11 protein-coding genes are annotated in these 16,047 nt (G+C 61.4%); 8 read left to right on the top strand and 3 right to left on the bottom strand.

Features of this window, described 5'->3' with window-relative positions; translation table 11 throughout:
- Positions 1–92 precede the first annotated feature (92 nt).
- Both ABTV22_RS12990 and ABTV22_RS12985 read left to right on the top strand, forming a co-directional pair.
- Positions 93–1,901: a monovalent cation:proton antiporter-2 (CPA2) family protein gene (locus tag ABTV22_RS12990; protein ID WP_433740658.1), complete on the top strand. Its 1,809-nt coding sequence runs from the start codon at positions 93–95 to the stop codon at positions 1,899–1,901.
- A 116-nt stretch (positions 1,902–2,017) separates the two neighbouring features.
- Positions 2,018–3,115 carry a DNA alkylation repair protein gene (locus ABTV22_RS12985; protein ID WP_433740656.1) on the top strand — a complete coding sequence of 366 codons (1,098 nt, stop codon included), beginning with the start codon at positions 2,018–2,020 and terminating at the stop codon, positions 3,113–3,115.
- A gap of 358 nt (positions 3,116–3,473) precedes the next feature.
- On the opposite strand, the gene ABTV22_RS12980 is transcribed toward ABTV22_RS12985, so the two are convergent.
- A complete protein-coding gene (locus ABTV22_RS12980) occupies positions 3,474–4,370 on the bottom strand; it encodes a LysR family transcriptional regulator (protein WP_433740654.1) in 897 nt (298 codons plus the stop codon).
- A 133-nt stretch (positions 4,371–4,503) separates the two neighbouring features.
- Between ABTV22_RS12980 and ABTV22_RS12975 the strand changes: the two genes are divergently transcribed.
- Positions 4,504–6,150: a GMC family oxidoreductase gene (locus ABTV22_RS12975; protein WP_433740652.1), complete on the top strand. Its 1,647-nt coding sequence runs from the start codon at positions 4,504–4,506 to the stop codon at positions 6,148–6,150.
- A gap of 206 nt (positions 6,151–6,356) precedes the next feature.
- Positions 6,357–7,979: an MFS transporter gene (locus ABTV22_RS12970; protein WP_433740650.1), complete on the top strand. Its 1,623-nt coding sequence runs from the start codon at positions 6,357–6,359 to the stop codon at positions 7,977–7,979.
- Between the two features lie 93 nt (positions 7,980–8,072).
- Here ABTV22_RS12970 and ABTV22_RS12965 read toward each other — a convergent pair whose 3' ends face one another.
- Positions 8,073–8,441, bottom strand: coding sequence for a DUF427 domain-containing protein (locus ABTV22_RS12965; protein ID WP_433740648.1), 369 nt, complete (start codon positions 8,439–8,441; stop codon positions 8,073–8,075).
- A gap of 306 nt (positions 8,442–8,747) precedes the next feature.
- Between ABTV22_RS12965 and ABTV22_RS12960 the strand changes: the two genes are divergently transcribed.
- Together ABTV22_RS12960 and ABTV22_RS12955 are read left to right on the top strand one after the other, a co-directional pair.
- A complete protein-coding gene (locus ABTV22_RS12960; RefSeq protein ID WP_433740646.1) occupies positions 8,748–10,697 on the top strand; it encodes a DNA topoisomerase III in 1,950 nt (649 codons plus the stop codon).
- Positions 10,698–10,800: 103 nt separating this feature from the next.
- Complete coding sequence (locus ABTV22_RS12955) at positions 10,801–11,244, top strand: hypothetical protein (RefSeq protein WP_433740644.1); 444 nt, start codon at positions 10,801–10,803, stop codon at positions 11,242–11,244.
- Positions 11,245–11,311: 67 nt separating this feature from the next.
- Here the strand turns inward: ABTV22_RS12955 and cysQ are convergent, their stop codons facing one another.
- Entirely contained in the window at positions 11,312–12,076 is a 765-nt protein-coding gene (gene cysQ, locus ABTV22_RS12950; protein WP_433740642.1) for a 3'(2'),5'-bisphosphate nucleotidase CysQ, read from the bottom strand.
- A gap of 1,142 nt (positions 12,077–13,218) precedes the next feature.
- Here cysQ and cysD point away from each other — a divergent pair.
- Together cysD and cysN are read left to right on the top strand one after the other, a co-directional pair.
- Positions 13,219–14,118, top strand: coding sequence for a sulfate adenylyltransferase subunit CysD (gene cysD, locus ABTV22_RS12945; protein ID WP_433741384.1), 900 nt, complete (start codon positions 13,219–13,221; stop codon positions 14,116–14,118).
- Positions 14,118–16,031, top strand: coding sequence for a sulfate adenylyltransferase subunit CysN (gene cysN, locus ABTV22_RS12940; protein WP_433740641.1), 1,914 nt, complete (start codon positions 14,118–14,120; stop codon positions 16,029–16,031). Before cysD ends, cysN begins: the two co-directional genes overlap by 1 nt.
- The last annotated feature ends 16 nt before the right edge of the window (positions 16,032–16,047 follow it).

The following is a 16,047-nucleotide window of genomic DNA, read 5'->3' as shown; positions in this document are numbered from 1 at the left end:
TCGACACCTGTGACCAACGCTTAGCTGACGTCCACGGGCCCAGCCTTTATCCTTGTTGCCCCGCCGTACCGATTTGATGGAGTTTCCCCCCTATGCCCCATGAAGGCAGTCTGTTACAAGCCGCCGTCGTATTCCTGCTCGCGGCAGTCCTCACCGTTCCCTTGGCCAAGCGTCTGCAACTCGGCGCAGTCATAGGTTATCTGTTCGCCGGTGTGATCATCGGCCCCTCAGTGCTGGGCCTGATCGGCAACCCTGAAAGCGTCGCTCACATCTCCGAACTCGGGGTGGTGTTGCTGCTGTTCATCATTGGCCTTGAGTTGTCGCCGCGACGCTTGTGGGTGATGCGCAAGTCGGTGTTCGGCGTCGGCCTGGCGCAGGTGCTGTTAACCGGAGCCGTACTCGGCGCGTTGGCGCTGTATGTGTTCGGCCAGCCACTGAACACCGCCATTGTGCTGGGCCTGGGATTGGCCCTGTCGTCCACGGCGTTCGGCCTGCAAAGCCTGGCCGAGCGCAAGGAACTGACCAGCCCCCACGGGCGCCTGGCCTTTGCGATTTTGCTGTTCCAGGACATCGCGGCGATTCCGTTGATCGCCATGGTGCCGCTGCTGGCCGGTGTCGATCACAACGTCAGTACCGCAGAGGATGTGAACCAAGGCTTGCGGGTCCTGGGCAGTATCGCGATTGTGGTGATTGGCGGGCGCTACCTGCTGCGCCCGGTATTTCGCGCGGTCGCCAAGACCGGGTTGCCTGAGGTGTCTACCGCCACCGCGTTGCTGGTGGTGATCGGCACCGCCTGGTTGATGGGCATCGCCGGCATCTCCATGGCGCTCGGTGCCTTCCTCGCCGGCCTGCTGCTGGCGGACTCCGAATACCGTCATGAACTGGAAGCGCAGATCGAACCCTTCAAGGGCCTGCTGTTGGGTCTGTTTTTCATGAGCGTCGGCATGGGCGCGAACCTGAGCCTGTTGTTACTTGAACCCTTGGTGGTGTTGGGCCTGACGTTGCTGCTGATCGCCGTCAAGTTTCCCATGCTGTATGTCGTAGGCTGGTTGGCCGGAGGGTTGAACAAGGTCAGTGCCATTCGCCTGGGCATCGTCCTGGCCGCCGGTGGTGAATTCGCCTTTGTCGTGTTCAAGATCGGCCGCGACAACAATCTGTTCGATACACGCCTGTACGACTTGCTGGTACTGGCGATCACACTGTCGATGGCGATGACCCCGTTGTTGCTGTTGTTGTGCGCGCGGCTGGTCAGCCCGAAAGTGCAACCGGTGGAGGTACCGGAAAAATTCCGCGAAATCGACACCGATGAACCCCGCGTGGTGATTGCCGGCATGGGCCGCATGGGGCAGATCGTGGCGCGTATCCTGCGGGCCCAGAACATCAAGTTCGTCGCGCTGGACACCTCGGTGGAAACCATCGAGCTGTCGCGCAGCTTCGGCGGTGTGCCGGTGTTCTACGGCGACCCGATGCGCCCGGAGATTCTAAGTGCCGCCAAGGTCGAGCAAGCCGAGTACTTCGTGATTGCCACCGACGACCCCGACGCCAACATCAAGACGGCAGAGCTTGTGCGCAAACTCTACCCACACATGAAGATCATCGCGCGCGCCCGTAACCGTCAGCATGTGCATCGCCTGATGGACGTGGGCGCGCACGCCATTCGCGAAACCTTCCATTCGAGCCTGGAAATGAGCCGGCAGACATTGATTGGCCTTGGGTTGACCAAGGATCAGGCGGATGCGCGGATCAAGCGTTTCAAGGATCATGACGAACAGGTGCTCGTAGCCCAGCATGCGATCTATGACGATGCGGTGAAAGTGATTCAAACGGCGCAGGAAGCGCGGGCGGAACTGGCGCGGCTGTTTGAGTCGGATCAGTCGGCGGAGCAGGCAGGAAAAAAATGAGGCGGCTGTAAGGGCCTATTCGCGGGCAAGCCCGCTCCCACATGTAGGAGCGAGGCTTGCCCGCGATGAACGATAACGCGGTGCACTGGATAAACAATGGCGTGAAGGAATCCACAATGACCGACCAACCCTCCCCAGCCCTCAAGGAAATCTTCAACGCCGAACGCCTCCAGCACATCGCCACCGAGATGACGGCGGTCTACCCGGCGTTCGACGGCAAAACATTCCTGAATCTGGCCAAAAAAGACCTGGCCGAGCTGTCAATCATGCAGCGCCTGGCCCGCGTCAGCGAGTCTCTGCATGCCGTGCTATCGCTGGATTTCGAGGCGTCGCTACAGCTCTTGCGTGCCCTCGCCCCGCGCCTCAACAGCGGCTTCGTCAGCATGTGCCTGCCACACTACGTGGCGACTTACGGCGCTGACCGCTTCGAGCTGTCCATGGACGCGCTCAAGTACTTCACCGCCTTCGGCTCCTCGGAATTCGCGATCCGTCATTTCCTGCGCCGCGATCTTGAGCGCTCGCTGGAACGCCTGCACCACTGGTCACTGGACGACAACGAACACGTCCGGCGCCTGGCCAGCGAGGGGAGCCGTCCGCGCCTGCCCTGGTCGTTTCGCCTGGAACAGATTCAGGCCGAGCCGAAACTGGCCGCCGGCATCCTCGACAACCTCAAGGCCGACACCAGCCTTTACGTGCGCAAGTCCGTGGCCAATCACCTCAACGACATCACCAAGGACCATCCCGAGTGGGTGCTGGACCTGATCGAGGGCTGGTCGCTGGACAATAAACACACCGCGTGGATTGCCCGCCACGCCCTGCGCAGCCTGATCAAACAGGGCAACCCACGGGCCCTGGCGATCATCGGGGCCGGCGCAAAACCCGAAGTCGAGATCATCGATGTGCAGGTCAACCCGCCGGTGATTGTCCTGGGAGAGAAAATCACCCTGTCGTTCGCGGTCAAATCCACGATCCAAGACAGCCAGCGCCTGGTAATCGACTACACCATCGATTACGTGAAAGCCAACGGCAGCACCTCGGCGAAAGTGTTCAAGCTCAGGGCCCTGACACTGCCGGGCCACGCCACCGAACACCTCAGCCGCGGTCAGCACATCAAGACACTCACCACCCGCCGACACTACGCCGGCACGCACGCGGTGCACATCATGGTCAACGGCGAACGCCTGGCCAGCACAGCCTTCGAAATCCTGCCCTGAACCACCGGTATTGATGTCGATCACCTGTAGGAGCGAGGCTTGCCCGCGAAGGCGTCAACGCTGTCTCACCGCGTTATCGTTCATCGCTTTGTAGGAGCGAGGCTCGCCCGCGAAGGCGTCATGCCTGCCACACCGCGTTATCGTTCTTCGCTTTGTAGGAGCGAGGCTCGCCCGCGAAGGCGTCATGCCTGCCACACCGCGTTATCGTTCTTCGCTTTGTAGGAGCGAGGCTTGCCCGCGAAGGCGTCATGCCTGACTCACCGCGTTATCGTTCTTCGCTTTGTAGGAGCGAGGCTTGCCCGCGAAGGCGTCATGCCTGACTCACCGCGTTATCGTTCTTCGCGAGCAAGCTCTGCTCCTACAGAAAGGGTGTGTCTAGCAGCAGGTCCTGTTCGCGCTCACATAGCTCAACCACGTAATCCCACATCACCCGCAGCCGCACGGATTTGTGCAGCTCGCGACGGGTGCTGATCCAATAACTGCGCAGGATGCTTTCATCGGGAAACAACGGCACCAGCGAGGGGTCGGTGCTGGCCATGTAGCACGGCAGCACGGCGATGCCCAGGCCCGCGCGGGCGGCCTGCTGTTGGGCGATGACGCTGGTGCTGTGAAAGACCACCTGCGGGTTGCGGCAGAAGCTATTGAGAAACATCAGTTCCTGGCTGAACAGCAGATCGTCGACGTAACCGATCCAGGCATGACGCCCCAAGTCTTCGCGATTGCGCAGCGCGGGTGCCTTGTCGAGATAATCCTGGCTGGCGTACAGCGCCAGGCGATAGTCGGTGAGTTTGCGGGTGACCAGCATGTCGGCGGCCGGGCGTTCGAGGTGGATGCTGATTTCCGCTTCGCGGTTGAGAATACTGACAAAGCGCGGCACCGCCACCAGTTCCACCTCCAGGCCCGGATAGCGCTCGAACAACCCGTTCATGCGGCTGGCCAGAAACATGATGCCCAGCCCTTCGGTGACACCGACGCGGATCTTGCCCAGCGGCGCCGTCGACTGCGTGATTTCTTCCTGGGCCAACAGCGCGACGTTTTCCATGGCCTCGGCATGTTTGAGCAACGCTTCACCGGCCGGCGTCAACTCGTAACCCTGGGCATGCTGGATGAACAACGCTGTACCAAGGCTCTTTTCGATGGCCTCGATATGCCGGGCGACCGTGGCGTGGGTGGTGTTCAAACGGCGCGCGGCGGTCAGCAAACGCCCGCTGCGCTGTAACTCCAGAAAAAATCGCAAATCATTCCAGTCGAACATGGGTCGTCCCTGAGGCTTGGCGATTGAAGGTACTGTTTAAAAACAAACAGCAGCTGGGTAAAAACTAACATTCTTTAAACGAAAGCTAACAACTAGGATGGGACACAACAAGAACAACAACACGAGGTCAGGGATGCAGACTTCCCTTGATGAATTCGACTACATCGTGGTCGGGGCCGGGCCCGCCGGCTGTTTGCTGGCCAATCGGCTGTCGGCCAACCCGCAACACCGGGTACTACTGCTCGAAGCCGGCGGCCGCGATAACTATGCGTGGATTCATATTCCCGTGGGTTACCTGTTCTGCATCGGCAACCCACGCACCGACTGGTGCTTCAAGACCCAAGCGCAACCCGGCCTGCAGGGCCGTACCCTCAGCTACCCTCGCGGCAAAGTGCTGGGTGGCTGCTCGTCGATCAACGGCATGATCTACATGCGCGGCCAGGCCGGCGATTACGACCGCTGGGCCGCCGACGGCAATCCCGGCTGGAGCTGGCAGGACGTGTTGCCGCTGTTCAAGAAAAGCGAAAACCACTTTGCCGGCGCGTCCGAGTTTCATGGTGCCGAGGGCCAATGGCGCGTCGAACGCCAGCGCCTGTCATGGCCGATTCTCGACGCCTTCCGCAGCGCCGCCGAACAAAGCGGCATTGCCAGCATCGATGACTTCAACCAGGGCGACAACGAAGGCTGTGGCTACTTCCAGGTCAATCAGAAGGCCGGTATCCGCTGGAATGCGGCCAAGGCGTTTCTCAGGCCCATCCGCGATCGCGCCAACCTGACCGTGCTGACCGGTGTTGAAGTCGACCGCGTGCTGTTGGAAAACGGGCGCGCATCGGCGATCAGTGCCCGTTGGCAAGGTCACGAAAAAACCTTCAAGGCGCGCAAGGAAATCATCCTGTGCGCTGGCTCCATCGGCTCACCGAGCATCCTGCAACGTTCAGGGATAGGCCCTCGCCCGCTGCTCAAACGCCTGGGCATCGGCGTCGTCCATGAGCTGTCCGGCGTGGGCGGCAACCTGCAGGATCACCTGCAACTGCGGCTGATCTACAAACTGGAAAACGCCCGCACGCTGAACCAGATCGCCGGCAGCCTGTGGGGCAAGATGGGTATGGGTCTGCGTTACCTGTATGACCGCAGCGGCCCGCTGTCCATGGCGCCGAGCCAACTGGGGGCCTTCGCCCGTTCAGGTCCGGAGCAGACTTCGGCCAATCTTGAGTACCACGTGCAGCCGCTGTCGCTGGAGCGCTTCGGCGAACCCTTGCATGCGTTCCCGGCGTTCACCGCCTCGGTCTGCGATTTGCGCCCGCAAAGCCGTGGCCGGGTAGAGATTCGTTCCGCCAATCCACAGGAAGCGCCGCTGATCCAGCCCAACTATTTGAGCCATCCCGAAGACCTGCGGGTCGCCGCCGATGCCATTCGCCTGACCCGACGCATCGTCGCCGCCCCCGCCCTGAAAGCATTCAAGCCCATCGAATATCTGCCTGGCGACAGCCTGCAAAGCGAAGAGCAACTGCACGAAGCCGCCGCGCGGATCGGCACCACGATCTTCCATCCGGTGGGCACCTGTCGGATGGGCAACGATGCGCACGCCGTAGTCGATGCCCAACTGTGTGTCCACGGCATCCCCGGCCTGCGCATCGCCGACGCCTCGATCATGCCGAACATCACCTCAGGCAACACCTGTTCGCCGACGCTGATGATCGCCGAGAAGGCCGCGCAACTGATCCTCAACCCCGACACCAGGAGCAGCACCCCACAAAAAGACCAGACCACACCGGCCTGAATGTAGGAGCTGCCGCAGGCTGCGATCTTTTGATCTTGTTTTTTAAAATCAAAATCAAAAGATCGCAGCCTGCGGCAGCTCCTACAGGAAATGAGTACGGCACAAAAACGATGCAGGTAGCGTCGGCTTGACAGTAGCGGCACCCGCCCACAAGGCCGGCGCCGACAGTGGAAACAACAAAAACAATCACTGTGAGGGATACCGATATGTCAGAACATGTTCAGCCCCTGGAAGCCGTGCGCAGCGCGGGCACCAGCCAGGAAACCCAGAAAGTCATCTTCGCCTCGTCGCTCGGCACGGTGTTCGAGTGGTATGACTTTTTCCTCTATGGCGCCCTCGCGGCGGTGATCAGCAAGCAGTTTTTCGCCGGGGTCAACGACACCACCGCGTTCATCTTTGCCCTGATGGCCTTCGCCGCCGGTTTCATCGTCAGGCCATTTGGCGCCTTGGTGTTCGGCCGGCTGGGGGACATGATCGGACGTAAATACACCTTCCTCGCCACCATCGTGCTCATGGGCCTGGCGACCTTCTGCGTCGGTTTGCTACCGAACTACGCCAGCATCGGCATCGCCGCGCCGATCATCCTCGTGGTGTTGCGCATGCTCCAGGGCCTGGCCTTGGGCGGCGAGTACGGCGGTGCCGCGACCTATGTCGCCGAGCACGCCCCCATCGGCAAGCGTGGCTTCCACACCAGCTGGATTCAGTCCACCGCCACCCTCGGCCTGTTGCTGTCGTTGCTGGTGGTGCTCGGTTGCCGCTACTTCACCGGCGATCAGTTCGAGGTCTGGGGCTGGCGCATTCCGTTCCTGTTTTCGATCATTTTGCTGGGCATCTCGACCTGGATTCGCCTGAGCCTGCACGAGTCGCCGGCCTTCGTGAAAATGAAAGAGGAAGGCAAGCTCTGCAAATCGCCGATCCGTGATTCCTTCGGCAAATGGGAAAACCTCAAGGTGGTGCTGATCGCCCTGTTCAGCATCAACGCCGGGCAAGCCGTGACCTTCTACGCGGCACAGTTCTACGTGCTGTTCTTCCTCACCCAGTTCCTGAAAATGGACCCCGCCGTGGCCAACGGCCTGCTGATCGTCAGCGTGACCATCGGCGCGCCGTTCTTCATTTTCTTCGGCTGGCTGTCGGACAAGGTCGGGCGCAAACCGGTGCTGATGCTCGGCCTGTTGCTGGCCACCGCGTTGTACTTCCCGATCTTCAAGACCCTGGCCCACTACGCCAACCCGGCCATCGACCAGGCCAGCCGCCAGGCACCGATCACCGTGCTGGCCGACCCGGCCACCTGCACCTTCCAGTTCGATCCGGTGGGCAAGGCCAAATTCGATAGCCCGTGCGACAAGGTCAAGACCTTCCTGGTCAAGCAGGGCCTGCCGTATCAGAGCGAAGCGGCACCGGCCGGCAGCGGTGTGCAAGTGAGCGTGGGTGATGTGAAGATCGATGGTTTCGACGAAGCCGCCCTGCGCGGCGCGGTGACGCTTGCCGGTTATCCGCAACAGGCCGACATGCAACAGATCAACAAACCGATGATCGTGGCACTGATCGTCGCGCTGATCATCATCTCCGCCATGTGCTACGGCCCGCTGGCAGCCTTGATGGTCGAACTGTTCCCGACCCGCATCCGCTATACCTCGATGTCCCTGCCCTACCACATCGGCAACGGCTGGTTCGGCGGTTTCCTGCCAACCGTTTCGTTCGCGTTGGTGGTGTACACCGGGGATATCTTCTACGGGCTGTGGTATCCGGTGGTGATCACCGGGGTGAGCCTGGTGGTGGGGATGATGTGCCTGCGTGAGACGCGCAACGTGGACCTGAACAAGAACTGATTAAAAATCAAAAGATCGCAGCCTGCGGCAGCTCCTACCCTGGAATGCATTCCCCTGTAGGAGCTGCCGCAGGCTGCGATCTTTCAAAGCAAATCATTCATCGAGTTCAACAACCTCGAACTTCACCTGGTCCGGATAAAACGCCATGTATTCCCGGATCTGCGCGACAGACACCTTGGGGGTCTCGTAACTCCACACCGCGTTGTTCCCCTCATGCCCCGGCACCTGCAAACTGAAATAGCTGGCATCGCCCTTGTACGGGCAATAACTGGTGTGATCGGTGCGGGCGTAATACTTCTCGTCAATGTCCTCGCGCGGCACGTAGTACACCGGCGGGTAATTGGCCTCCAGCAGCACCAGCGCGCGCGAGGATGCGGCCACTTGGATACCGTGGAACTTCACCAACAGGCAACCGGGTTGTTCGGCAATGGTGATGACAGGACTCGGACCGGTACTTTTCATGGAGTTCGTTCCTCATGAGGAAGTTTGACCGCGTTATCGTTCATCGCGAGCAAGCTTTGCTCCTACAGCGGTCGCGTTTCATTGTAGGAGCAAAGCTTGCTCGCGATGGGCTGCGCAGCAGCCCCAAAACTTGAGACCACGATAAATCAGGTATAACCCAATTTCAGCATCCACAACCGCTTCACAGCCGAACGGGTCCTGACCCGAGCGCACGAAAAACTGTACATCCATACAGATAAAGATTGCCCCAACGCTCATCTCCCGCCATTCTGTGCACCTCCCGGACACTGATCGACGATGGTGGTTATGCGGCTGTACCTCTGTGAAAAACCCTCCCAGGCCAAAGACATTGCGGCCGTGCTCGGTGCCAAACGCCGTGGCGATGGCTGCTGGCTGGGAACGGACGTCACGGTGACCTGGTGCATCGGCCACCTGCTGGAAACCGCACCGCCGGATGCCTACGACGCGCGCTACAAACGCTGGGTGCTGGCGGACCTGCCGATCATTCCGGACAAGTGGAAGATGACCGTCAAACCGCGCACCGCCAGCCAGTACAAGGCGGTCAAGCGCCTGCTCGGCGAGGCCAGCGAACTGATCATTGCCACCGACGCCGACCGCGAGGGCGAGATGATCGCCCGGGAACTGGTGGAACACTGCCGCTATCGCGGGCCGATTCGCCGCCTGTGGTTGTCGGCGCTGGACGATGCCTCGATCCGCAAGGCCCTCGCCGCACTCAAACCGGGCGCAGAGACCTTCAGCCTGTACCATTCGGCACTGGGGCGTAGCCGAGCCGACTGGCTGATCGGCATGAACATGAGCCGGCTGTTCACCCTGCTCGGGCGCCAGTCCGGATATCAGGGCGTGTTGCCGGTCGGCCGGGTGCAAACCCCGACGTTGCGCCTGGTCGTGGATCGCGACCGCAGCATCGCCGATTTCGTGCCGGTCGCCTATTGGGCCATCGACGTGCAGCTGCTGCACGACGGCACCGCCTTCACCGCGCAATGGCGCGCGGCCTCCGAGGTTTGCGACGATCAGGATCGCTGCCTGAATCAGGCACTGGCACAACAGGCCGCACAGGCGATGATGGGGGCCGCAAGCGCCAGGGTCATCAAACTGCGCACCGAGCGGATGCGCGAAGTGGCGCCCCTGCCGTTCGACTTGGGCACCTTGCAGGAAATCTGCTCGAAGAAACTCGGGCTCGGTGCCCAGGAAACCCTCGATATCGCCCAGGCGCTCTACGAAACCCACAAGGTCATCACCTACCCGCGCAGTGACTGCGGCTACCTGCCGCTCAGCCAGCATAGCGAAGCGCCGGGCATTCTGGCCGCGTTGCGCCAGGCCGATCCGGCGCTGAACGCCCTGCACGATCACCTGGAACCGCAACGCCGTTCACGGGCCTGGAACGATGCCAAGGTCAGCGCGCACCACGGCATCATTCCCACCGCAGCGGCAAAAAATCTTGAGCGCCTGACCGGCAAGCACCGCGCGGTCTACACGCTGATTCGCGCACGCTATCTGGCGCAGTTCCTGCCCAATCATGAATACGACCGCACCCAGGCCGACTTCGATTGTGCCGGTGAAGCCTTGCGCGCCGTCGGCAAACAGATCGTCGAACCTGGCTGGAAACGCGCCCTGCCCGAGGCCCTCGCCCCGCACAAGGGTCGTGAAGCGCCGGCCCCGCAAACCCTGCCCAACCTCAGGGAAGGCATCGATTGCGCGGTAGATAACGTACAACTCAAGGACCTCTGGACCCAACCGCCGAAACCCTTCACCGAGGGCGACCTGATCAAGGCCATGAAGAATGTGGCCAAGCTGGTGGACGATCCATTGCTCAAGCAAAAGCTCAAGGACACCACCGGCATCGGCACCGAAGCGACCCGTGCCTCGATCATTCAGGGCCTGCTCGATCGCGGTTACCTGATCAAGAACGGCAAGGCACTCTCGGCCACCCCTGCCGCGTTCAGCCTGATCGATGCCGTCCCGCGGGCGATTGCCGATCCCGGCACCACCGCGATCTGGGAGCAGGCGCTGGACATGGTGCAGAGCGGCGAAATGAGTCTCGAAGAATTCGTCACCAAACAGGCGGCGTGGATGAGCAAACAGGTCGCCCGCTGCGCCGGCCTCAACCTCACCATCAGCGGCCCGGCCAGCCCCGCCGGGCGCGGTGCCACGCCGTGGAAAAACAAGCGCAAGGCGACCAAGCGCAAACCCGCCAGTGGCACCCGCCGCACCGCGAAACCGGCAAGCAAGGGGTAGCGTGCGCCGATGACCACCCATCAGCCAGATCCCGTGTGCGCTGGGGGCCACTAAACTTCACAGGGGGAATGAAATCAACGCACCTCTTATCAGGAGATCTGTGATGAGCAGAACATCTTGGCTGGCGTTGGTAGTAGCTGCAGGGACGATGTACGGTTGCGCGAGCAGAACCGACGTCGTCGATGTCCCCCTGGAGGCTACCCCGCTAAACGCACAGCATATCGCTCGAGCCACCCTCAGCCCGGTGGGTGATCAAACCAGCGTCTGGCTTACGGTCGGTGGAGTTCCCCACGATCTGGCCTTACCCAGCCGCCTCGACACCGCTATCTACGCCGGCTCCTGCCAGCAGTTGAGCGCACAACCGGCCTACAAGACTCGTCAAGCCAATAGCGTCGACTATCCATCGCTGGCCCCGCGAACCCAATACTGGGCACAGGCACCGGTGGCGCTGAACGAACTGACCAAAGGGCACTACGCCTTGCTCGTTCGCACCAGCGCGGCAGACGGCAGCCAACCTCTGTTCTGCGGCAACATCAGCGCCGGCTAGGGGTGCATCCAGCAGTCCGTGGCCTGTGTATCCGCTGTCAGGCCACGGTGGCGCCTCGATGAAAGAACTAAAGCCCGCGCGCGTAGAAATGCGGGTTGTCCAGTCCGGCCTTGCCATACACCAGTGCCTCACCGGCCAAGGTGAGAATCTGTCCGCCGGCAGCCGCCAACACCGCGTGCCCTGCCGCGATGTCCCACTCCATGGTGCGCCCCAGGCGTGGGTAAAGGTCCGCTTCACCGGCCGCCACCAGGCAAATTTTCAGCGATGAGCCCGCGCTTTTCAGTGAGCGCACCCGCCGACCGTCGAGAAATTTATCCAGCGCCTCAGCATCGCCATGAGAACGGCTGGCGACCACATCCAGTCCCTCTTGCGACACCGTCCGGCACTCAATGGCCTGGCGCTTTGAAGCCTGCTCGATAAAGGCGCCACAACCACGGGCACCGGCGAACAGTCGGTCCAGCGCCGGTGCCAACACCACCCCCAACACCGGCTCGCCCTTGTCGATCAGGGCGATATTGACGGTGAACTCACCATTGCGATTGATGAACTCCTTGGTGCCGTCCAACGGGTCCACCAGCCAGAAACGCCGGCCCACTTCGGGCACCTGACCGGCCGCCGCGGCCTCCTCGGAAATCACCGGGATCTGCGGCGTGCGTACCGCCAGGGCTTGCAAAATCAACGCCTCGGCACGCTCGTCAGCCTCAGTCACCGGCGAAGCATCAACCTTGCCGCGCACCTCGAAATCCGAGCGGTACACCTGCATCACCACCTCGCCCGCTGCGCGCGCGATACCGATGACGTCTTCCAGTAGAGCAGTCATTGACTCGTTCAAGGGATTTCTCCTGTTTTTGTTCTTCGTCTGGTCCATTTGGCCTATGCGCCGTTTTCCGGATCCGGGAACAGTACCGACATCCACACCACCGCCACTCAGCGAATGGATGTTTAACAGGAGTTCCTGTGCCCCACGGCAATTCATTATCCGTTGCTCAGATCAACCAACTGCGCCTGCGGGCCGTGCAGTTGCGCATCAGCGGCCGCACGCTCAAAGCCATCAGCCAGGACACCGGGCTCTCATCGCCCACCATCATCGCCGCCTACAAAGCGTGGCAAGCCGGTGGCTGGAATGCCGTGCCCGTGCGAGAACGCGGGCGCAAGCAAGGCGAAGGCCGCACGCTCTCTGCCGAACAAGAACAGAGCATCTACCAATGGTTGGTCAGCACGCCGCCGGAACGGCATCAGTTACCACACCGGCTCTGGCACCTGGAGGCGATGCAGGCACTGGTCAGACGCCTGCACGGCATCGACTTGCCGGAGCGCACCGCCGCCCACTACTTGCAACGCTGGCAACTCAATGCCGAACGCCCGGCCAAGCGCGTCGCCAATGGGTCGCTGGCGGTGCAGCGCTGGTATCGCAGCACCTACCCGGACATTCTCGAACGCGCTCGCCTACAGAACGGCGAGATCTACTGGATCGATGACTACGGGGCACGCAACGACCAAGGCAAGCTCAGTCATGGCGTCCTGCGCGCCGTCAGTAATCGCGGCAAGGTGCTCTGGTTGCCGTACGAGGACGGGTTGCGCGCGCCGCATCTGGAAGACTTCTTCGAACGCCTGTATCGCTCGGCCGAACGCACGGTGTTCGCCCTGCTCTCAGGCATGCAATGGCAACGCGCCGCGACCTTCATCACCTGGGCCGGTGAGCGTGCTGAACGGTTACACCTGTTCCATCTGCCCGAAGCCAGCGCAATGCTCAGTGGCGCACGGGAACTGGCGACCCAGATCAGTCAGCAAGCCGCACGAATCAGTCATGACAACGTGCCGGGCAACGCTCCCGCTACGCCCGCCACCGGGCTGCCCCGCGACCCCATGCTGCTGATGTTGCGCCAGATGTTAAAACATCAAGTCGCGCATAAGTCCGAATCGCAGCAGTTGTACGTTGATAAACGACAACAACAAAAAGCGAGAGGAAAATCTATGACGCTTACCCACCTGCAACGACTGGAAGCGGAAAGCATCCAGGCGATGCGCGAGGTTGTCGCCGAATCCGACAACCCGGTCATGCTCTACTCCATCGGCAAGGACAGCGCCGTCATGCTGCACCTGGCCATGAAGGCCTTCTACCCGGCCAAACCGCCCTTCCCCCTGCTGCACGTCGACACCACCTGGAAGTTCAAGGAGATGTACCGCTTCCGCGATCAGATGGTGGCCAAGCTCAACGTCGACCTGCTGACCCACACCAACCCCGAAGGCATTGAAATGGGCATCAGCCCGTTCAAGCACGGATCGCAGATCCACACCGACATCATGAAGACCGAGGGCCTGAAGCAGGCGCTGGACCACTACGGCTTCGACGCAGCCTTCGGCGGCGCCCGTCGCGACGAGGAAAAATCCCGGGCCAAGGAACGGATTTTCTCGTTCCGCTCCGACCAGCACCGCTGGGACCCGAAGAACCAGCGCCCGGAGCTGTGGCACCTGTACAACACCCGCAAGCACAAGGGTGAGTCGATCCGCGTCTTCCCTCTCTCCAACTGGACCGAGCTGGACATCTGGCAATACATCTACTTGGAAAACATCCCGATCGTGCCGCTGTATTTCGCCGCGCCGCGCCCGGTGGTCGAGCGTGACGGCATGCTGATCATGGTCGATGACGAACGCATGCCGCTCAACCCGGGCGAAGTGCCGATGATGCGCAACGTGCGCTTCCGCACCTTGGGCTGCTACCCGCTCACCGGTGCCGTCGAGTCCGATGCCGACACCCTGCCCAAGATCATTCAGGAAATGCTGCTGACCCGCACGTCCGAGCGTCAGGGGCGAATGATCGACCACGACTCGTCCGCGTCGATGGAGAAGAAAAAACAAGAGGGGTATTTCTAATGGCACACGTATCTGACCTGATTGCCGAGGATATCGGGCAATACCTCAAGGCCCACGAACACAAGAGCCTGCTGCGTTTCATTACCTGCGGCAGCGTGGACGATGGCAAAAGCACGCTGATCGGACGCCTGCTCTACGACTCGAAAATGCTCTTCGAAGACCAGATGGAAGCGCTGGAAGCCGACTCGAAAAAAGACGGCACCCAAGGCGGCGAACTGGACTTCGCCCTGTTGGTGGACGGCCTTGCCGCCGAGCGCGAGCAAGGCATCACCATCGACGTGGCCTACCGTTTTTTCTCCACGGAACGGCGCAAGTTCATCGTCGCCGACACCCCAGGCCACGAGCAATACACCCGCAACATGGTCACCGGTGCCTCCACGGCCGACGTGGCCGTGGTGATGATCGACGCCCGACGCGGCGTGCTGACCCAGTCCCGGCGTCACAGCTACCTGGCGTCGCTGATCGGCATTCGCAAAGTGGTCCTGGCCGTCAACAAGATGGACTTGATGGACTACTCGGAGAAAGTCTTCAACGCCATCGTTGACGACTACCGCGCCTTCGCCAAGCAGATCAATCTTGAGGATGTCACCGCCATACCAATGTCCGCGTTGCGCGGTGAGAACATCACCGAGCAGAGCGAGCACATGCCGTGGTATCGCGGCACCACACTGATGGGCTACCTGGAAACCGTCGAGATCGACGAGGCACGCCAGCAGAAACTGTCGTTCCGCATGCCAGTGCAGTGGGTCAACCGTCCCAACCTGGACTTCCGTGGCTTCACCGGCACCATCGCCAGCGGCGTGATTCGCCCCGGTGACCGCGTACGGGTATTGCCGGGCGGACAAGAGAGTCGAATCTCGCGCATCGTCACCCTCGACGGTGACCTGCAACAAGCCGTGGCCGGGCAGTCCATCACCCTGACCCTGACCGACGAAGTCGATTGCAGCCGTGGCGATGTGCTGTCCACTGCCGATGATCTGGCCAGCGTGGCCGACCAGTTCCAGGTCAGCCTGATCTGGATGCACGAAAACCCCATGCTCGCCGGTCGCCCCTACTTGATGAAGATTGGCGGCAGAACGCTGCCGGTCACCTTGGCGGTGCCCAAGTACAAAATCAACGTCAACACCATGGAGCACCTGGCAGCCAAGGAACTGGCGCTGAACGAAATCGGTGTGTGCAACCTCTTCACCAGCCAGCCGATCGCCTTCGATCCCTACAAGGACAACCGCGAGACCGGCAGCTTCATCCTCATCGACCGTTTGACCAATGCCACTGTCGGCGCCGGCCTGATCGAGTTCTCCCTGCGCCGCTCGCAGAACATCCATATGCAGCACGTGGATGTGAACAAGAAGGCCCGCGCTGAACAAATGGGCCAGCAACCGGTGCTGCTGTGGTTCACCGGGTTGTCGGGCGCCGGCAAATCGGCCATCGCCAACCTGCTGGAAACCCGCCTGTACGCCCGTGGCCGGCACACCTACTTGCTCGATGGCGACAACGTGCGCCACGGCCTGAACCGCGACCTGGGCTTCACCGATGCTGACCGCGTGGAGAACATCCGCCGCGTAGCCGAAGTGGCCAAGTTGTTCGTCGATGCCGGGATGATCGTGTTGACGGCCTTTATCTCGCCGTTCCGTTCCGAGCGCGAGATGGCGCGCGGACTGCTGCAGGAAGGCGAATTCATCGAGATCTTCGTCGACACGCCGCTGGCCGTCGCTGAAGAGCGCGACCCCAAGGGCCTGTACAAAAAAGTTCGCCGCGGCGAACTGAAAAACTTCACCGGCATCGACTCGCCTTATGAGGTGCCAGGCAAGCCGGACATCCACATCCAGACCAGCAAGCTCACGCCGGAGGGCGCCGTGGATCGCATCATCGAGGTGCTGCTCGAGCGCGGCATCATCGCCAAGGAACTCTAACCTGCTCGCCCGGTTC

Origin of the sequence: Pseudomonas putida (assembly GCF_050990305.1) — a bacterium.
In the GTDB taxonomy this organism is placed as follows: Bacteria; Pseudomonadota; Gammaproteobacteria; order Pseudomonadales; family Pseudomonadaceae; genus Aquipseudomonas; species Aquipseudomonas putida_AH.
The sequence above is the reverse complement of the archived record's forward strand: the minus strand, read 5'-3'. Positions and strand labels throughout refer to the sequence as shown.

Coding starts and splice junctions, on each gene's coding strand:
- ABTV22_RS12990 (WP_433740658.1), top strand. CDS start 93: ATGCCCCATGAAGGCAGTCTGTTACAAGCCGCCGTCGTATTCCTGCTC.
- ABTV22_RS12985 (WP_433740656.1), top strand. CDS start 2,018: ATGACCGACCAACCCTCCCCAGCCCTCAAGGAAATCTTCAACGCCGAA.
- ABTV22_RS12980 (WP_433740654.1), bottom strand. CDS start 4,370: ATGTTCGACTGGAATGATTTGCGATTTTTTCTGGAGTTACAGCGCAGC.
- ABTV22_RS12975 (WP_433740652.1), top strand. CDS start 4,504: ATGCAGACTTCCCTTGATGAATTCGACTACATCGTGGTCGGGGCCGGG.
- ABTV22_RS12970 (WP_433740650.1), top strand. CDS start 6,357: ATGTCAGAACATGTTCAGCCCCTGGAAGCCGTGCGCAGCGCGGGCACC.
- ABTV22_RS12965 (WP_433740648.1), bottom strand. CDS start 8,441: ATGAAAAGTACCGGTCCGAGTCCTGTCATCACCATTGCCGAACAACCC.
- ABTV22_RS12960 (WP_433740646.1), top strand. CDS start 8,748: ATGCGGCTGTACCTCTGTGAAAAACCCTCCCAGGCCAAAGACATTGCG.
- ABTV22_RS12955 (WP_433740644.1), top strand. CDS start 10,801: ATGAGCAGAACATCTTGGCTGGCGTTGGTAGTAGCTGCAGGGACGATG.
- cysD (WP_433741384.1), top strand. CDS start 13,219: ATGACGCTTACCCACCTGCAACGACTGGAAGCGGAAAGCATCCAGGCG.
- cysN (WP_433740641.1), top strand. CDS start 14,118: ATGGCACACGTATCTGACCTGATTGCCGAGGATATCGGGCAATACCTC.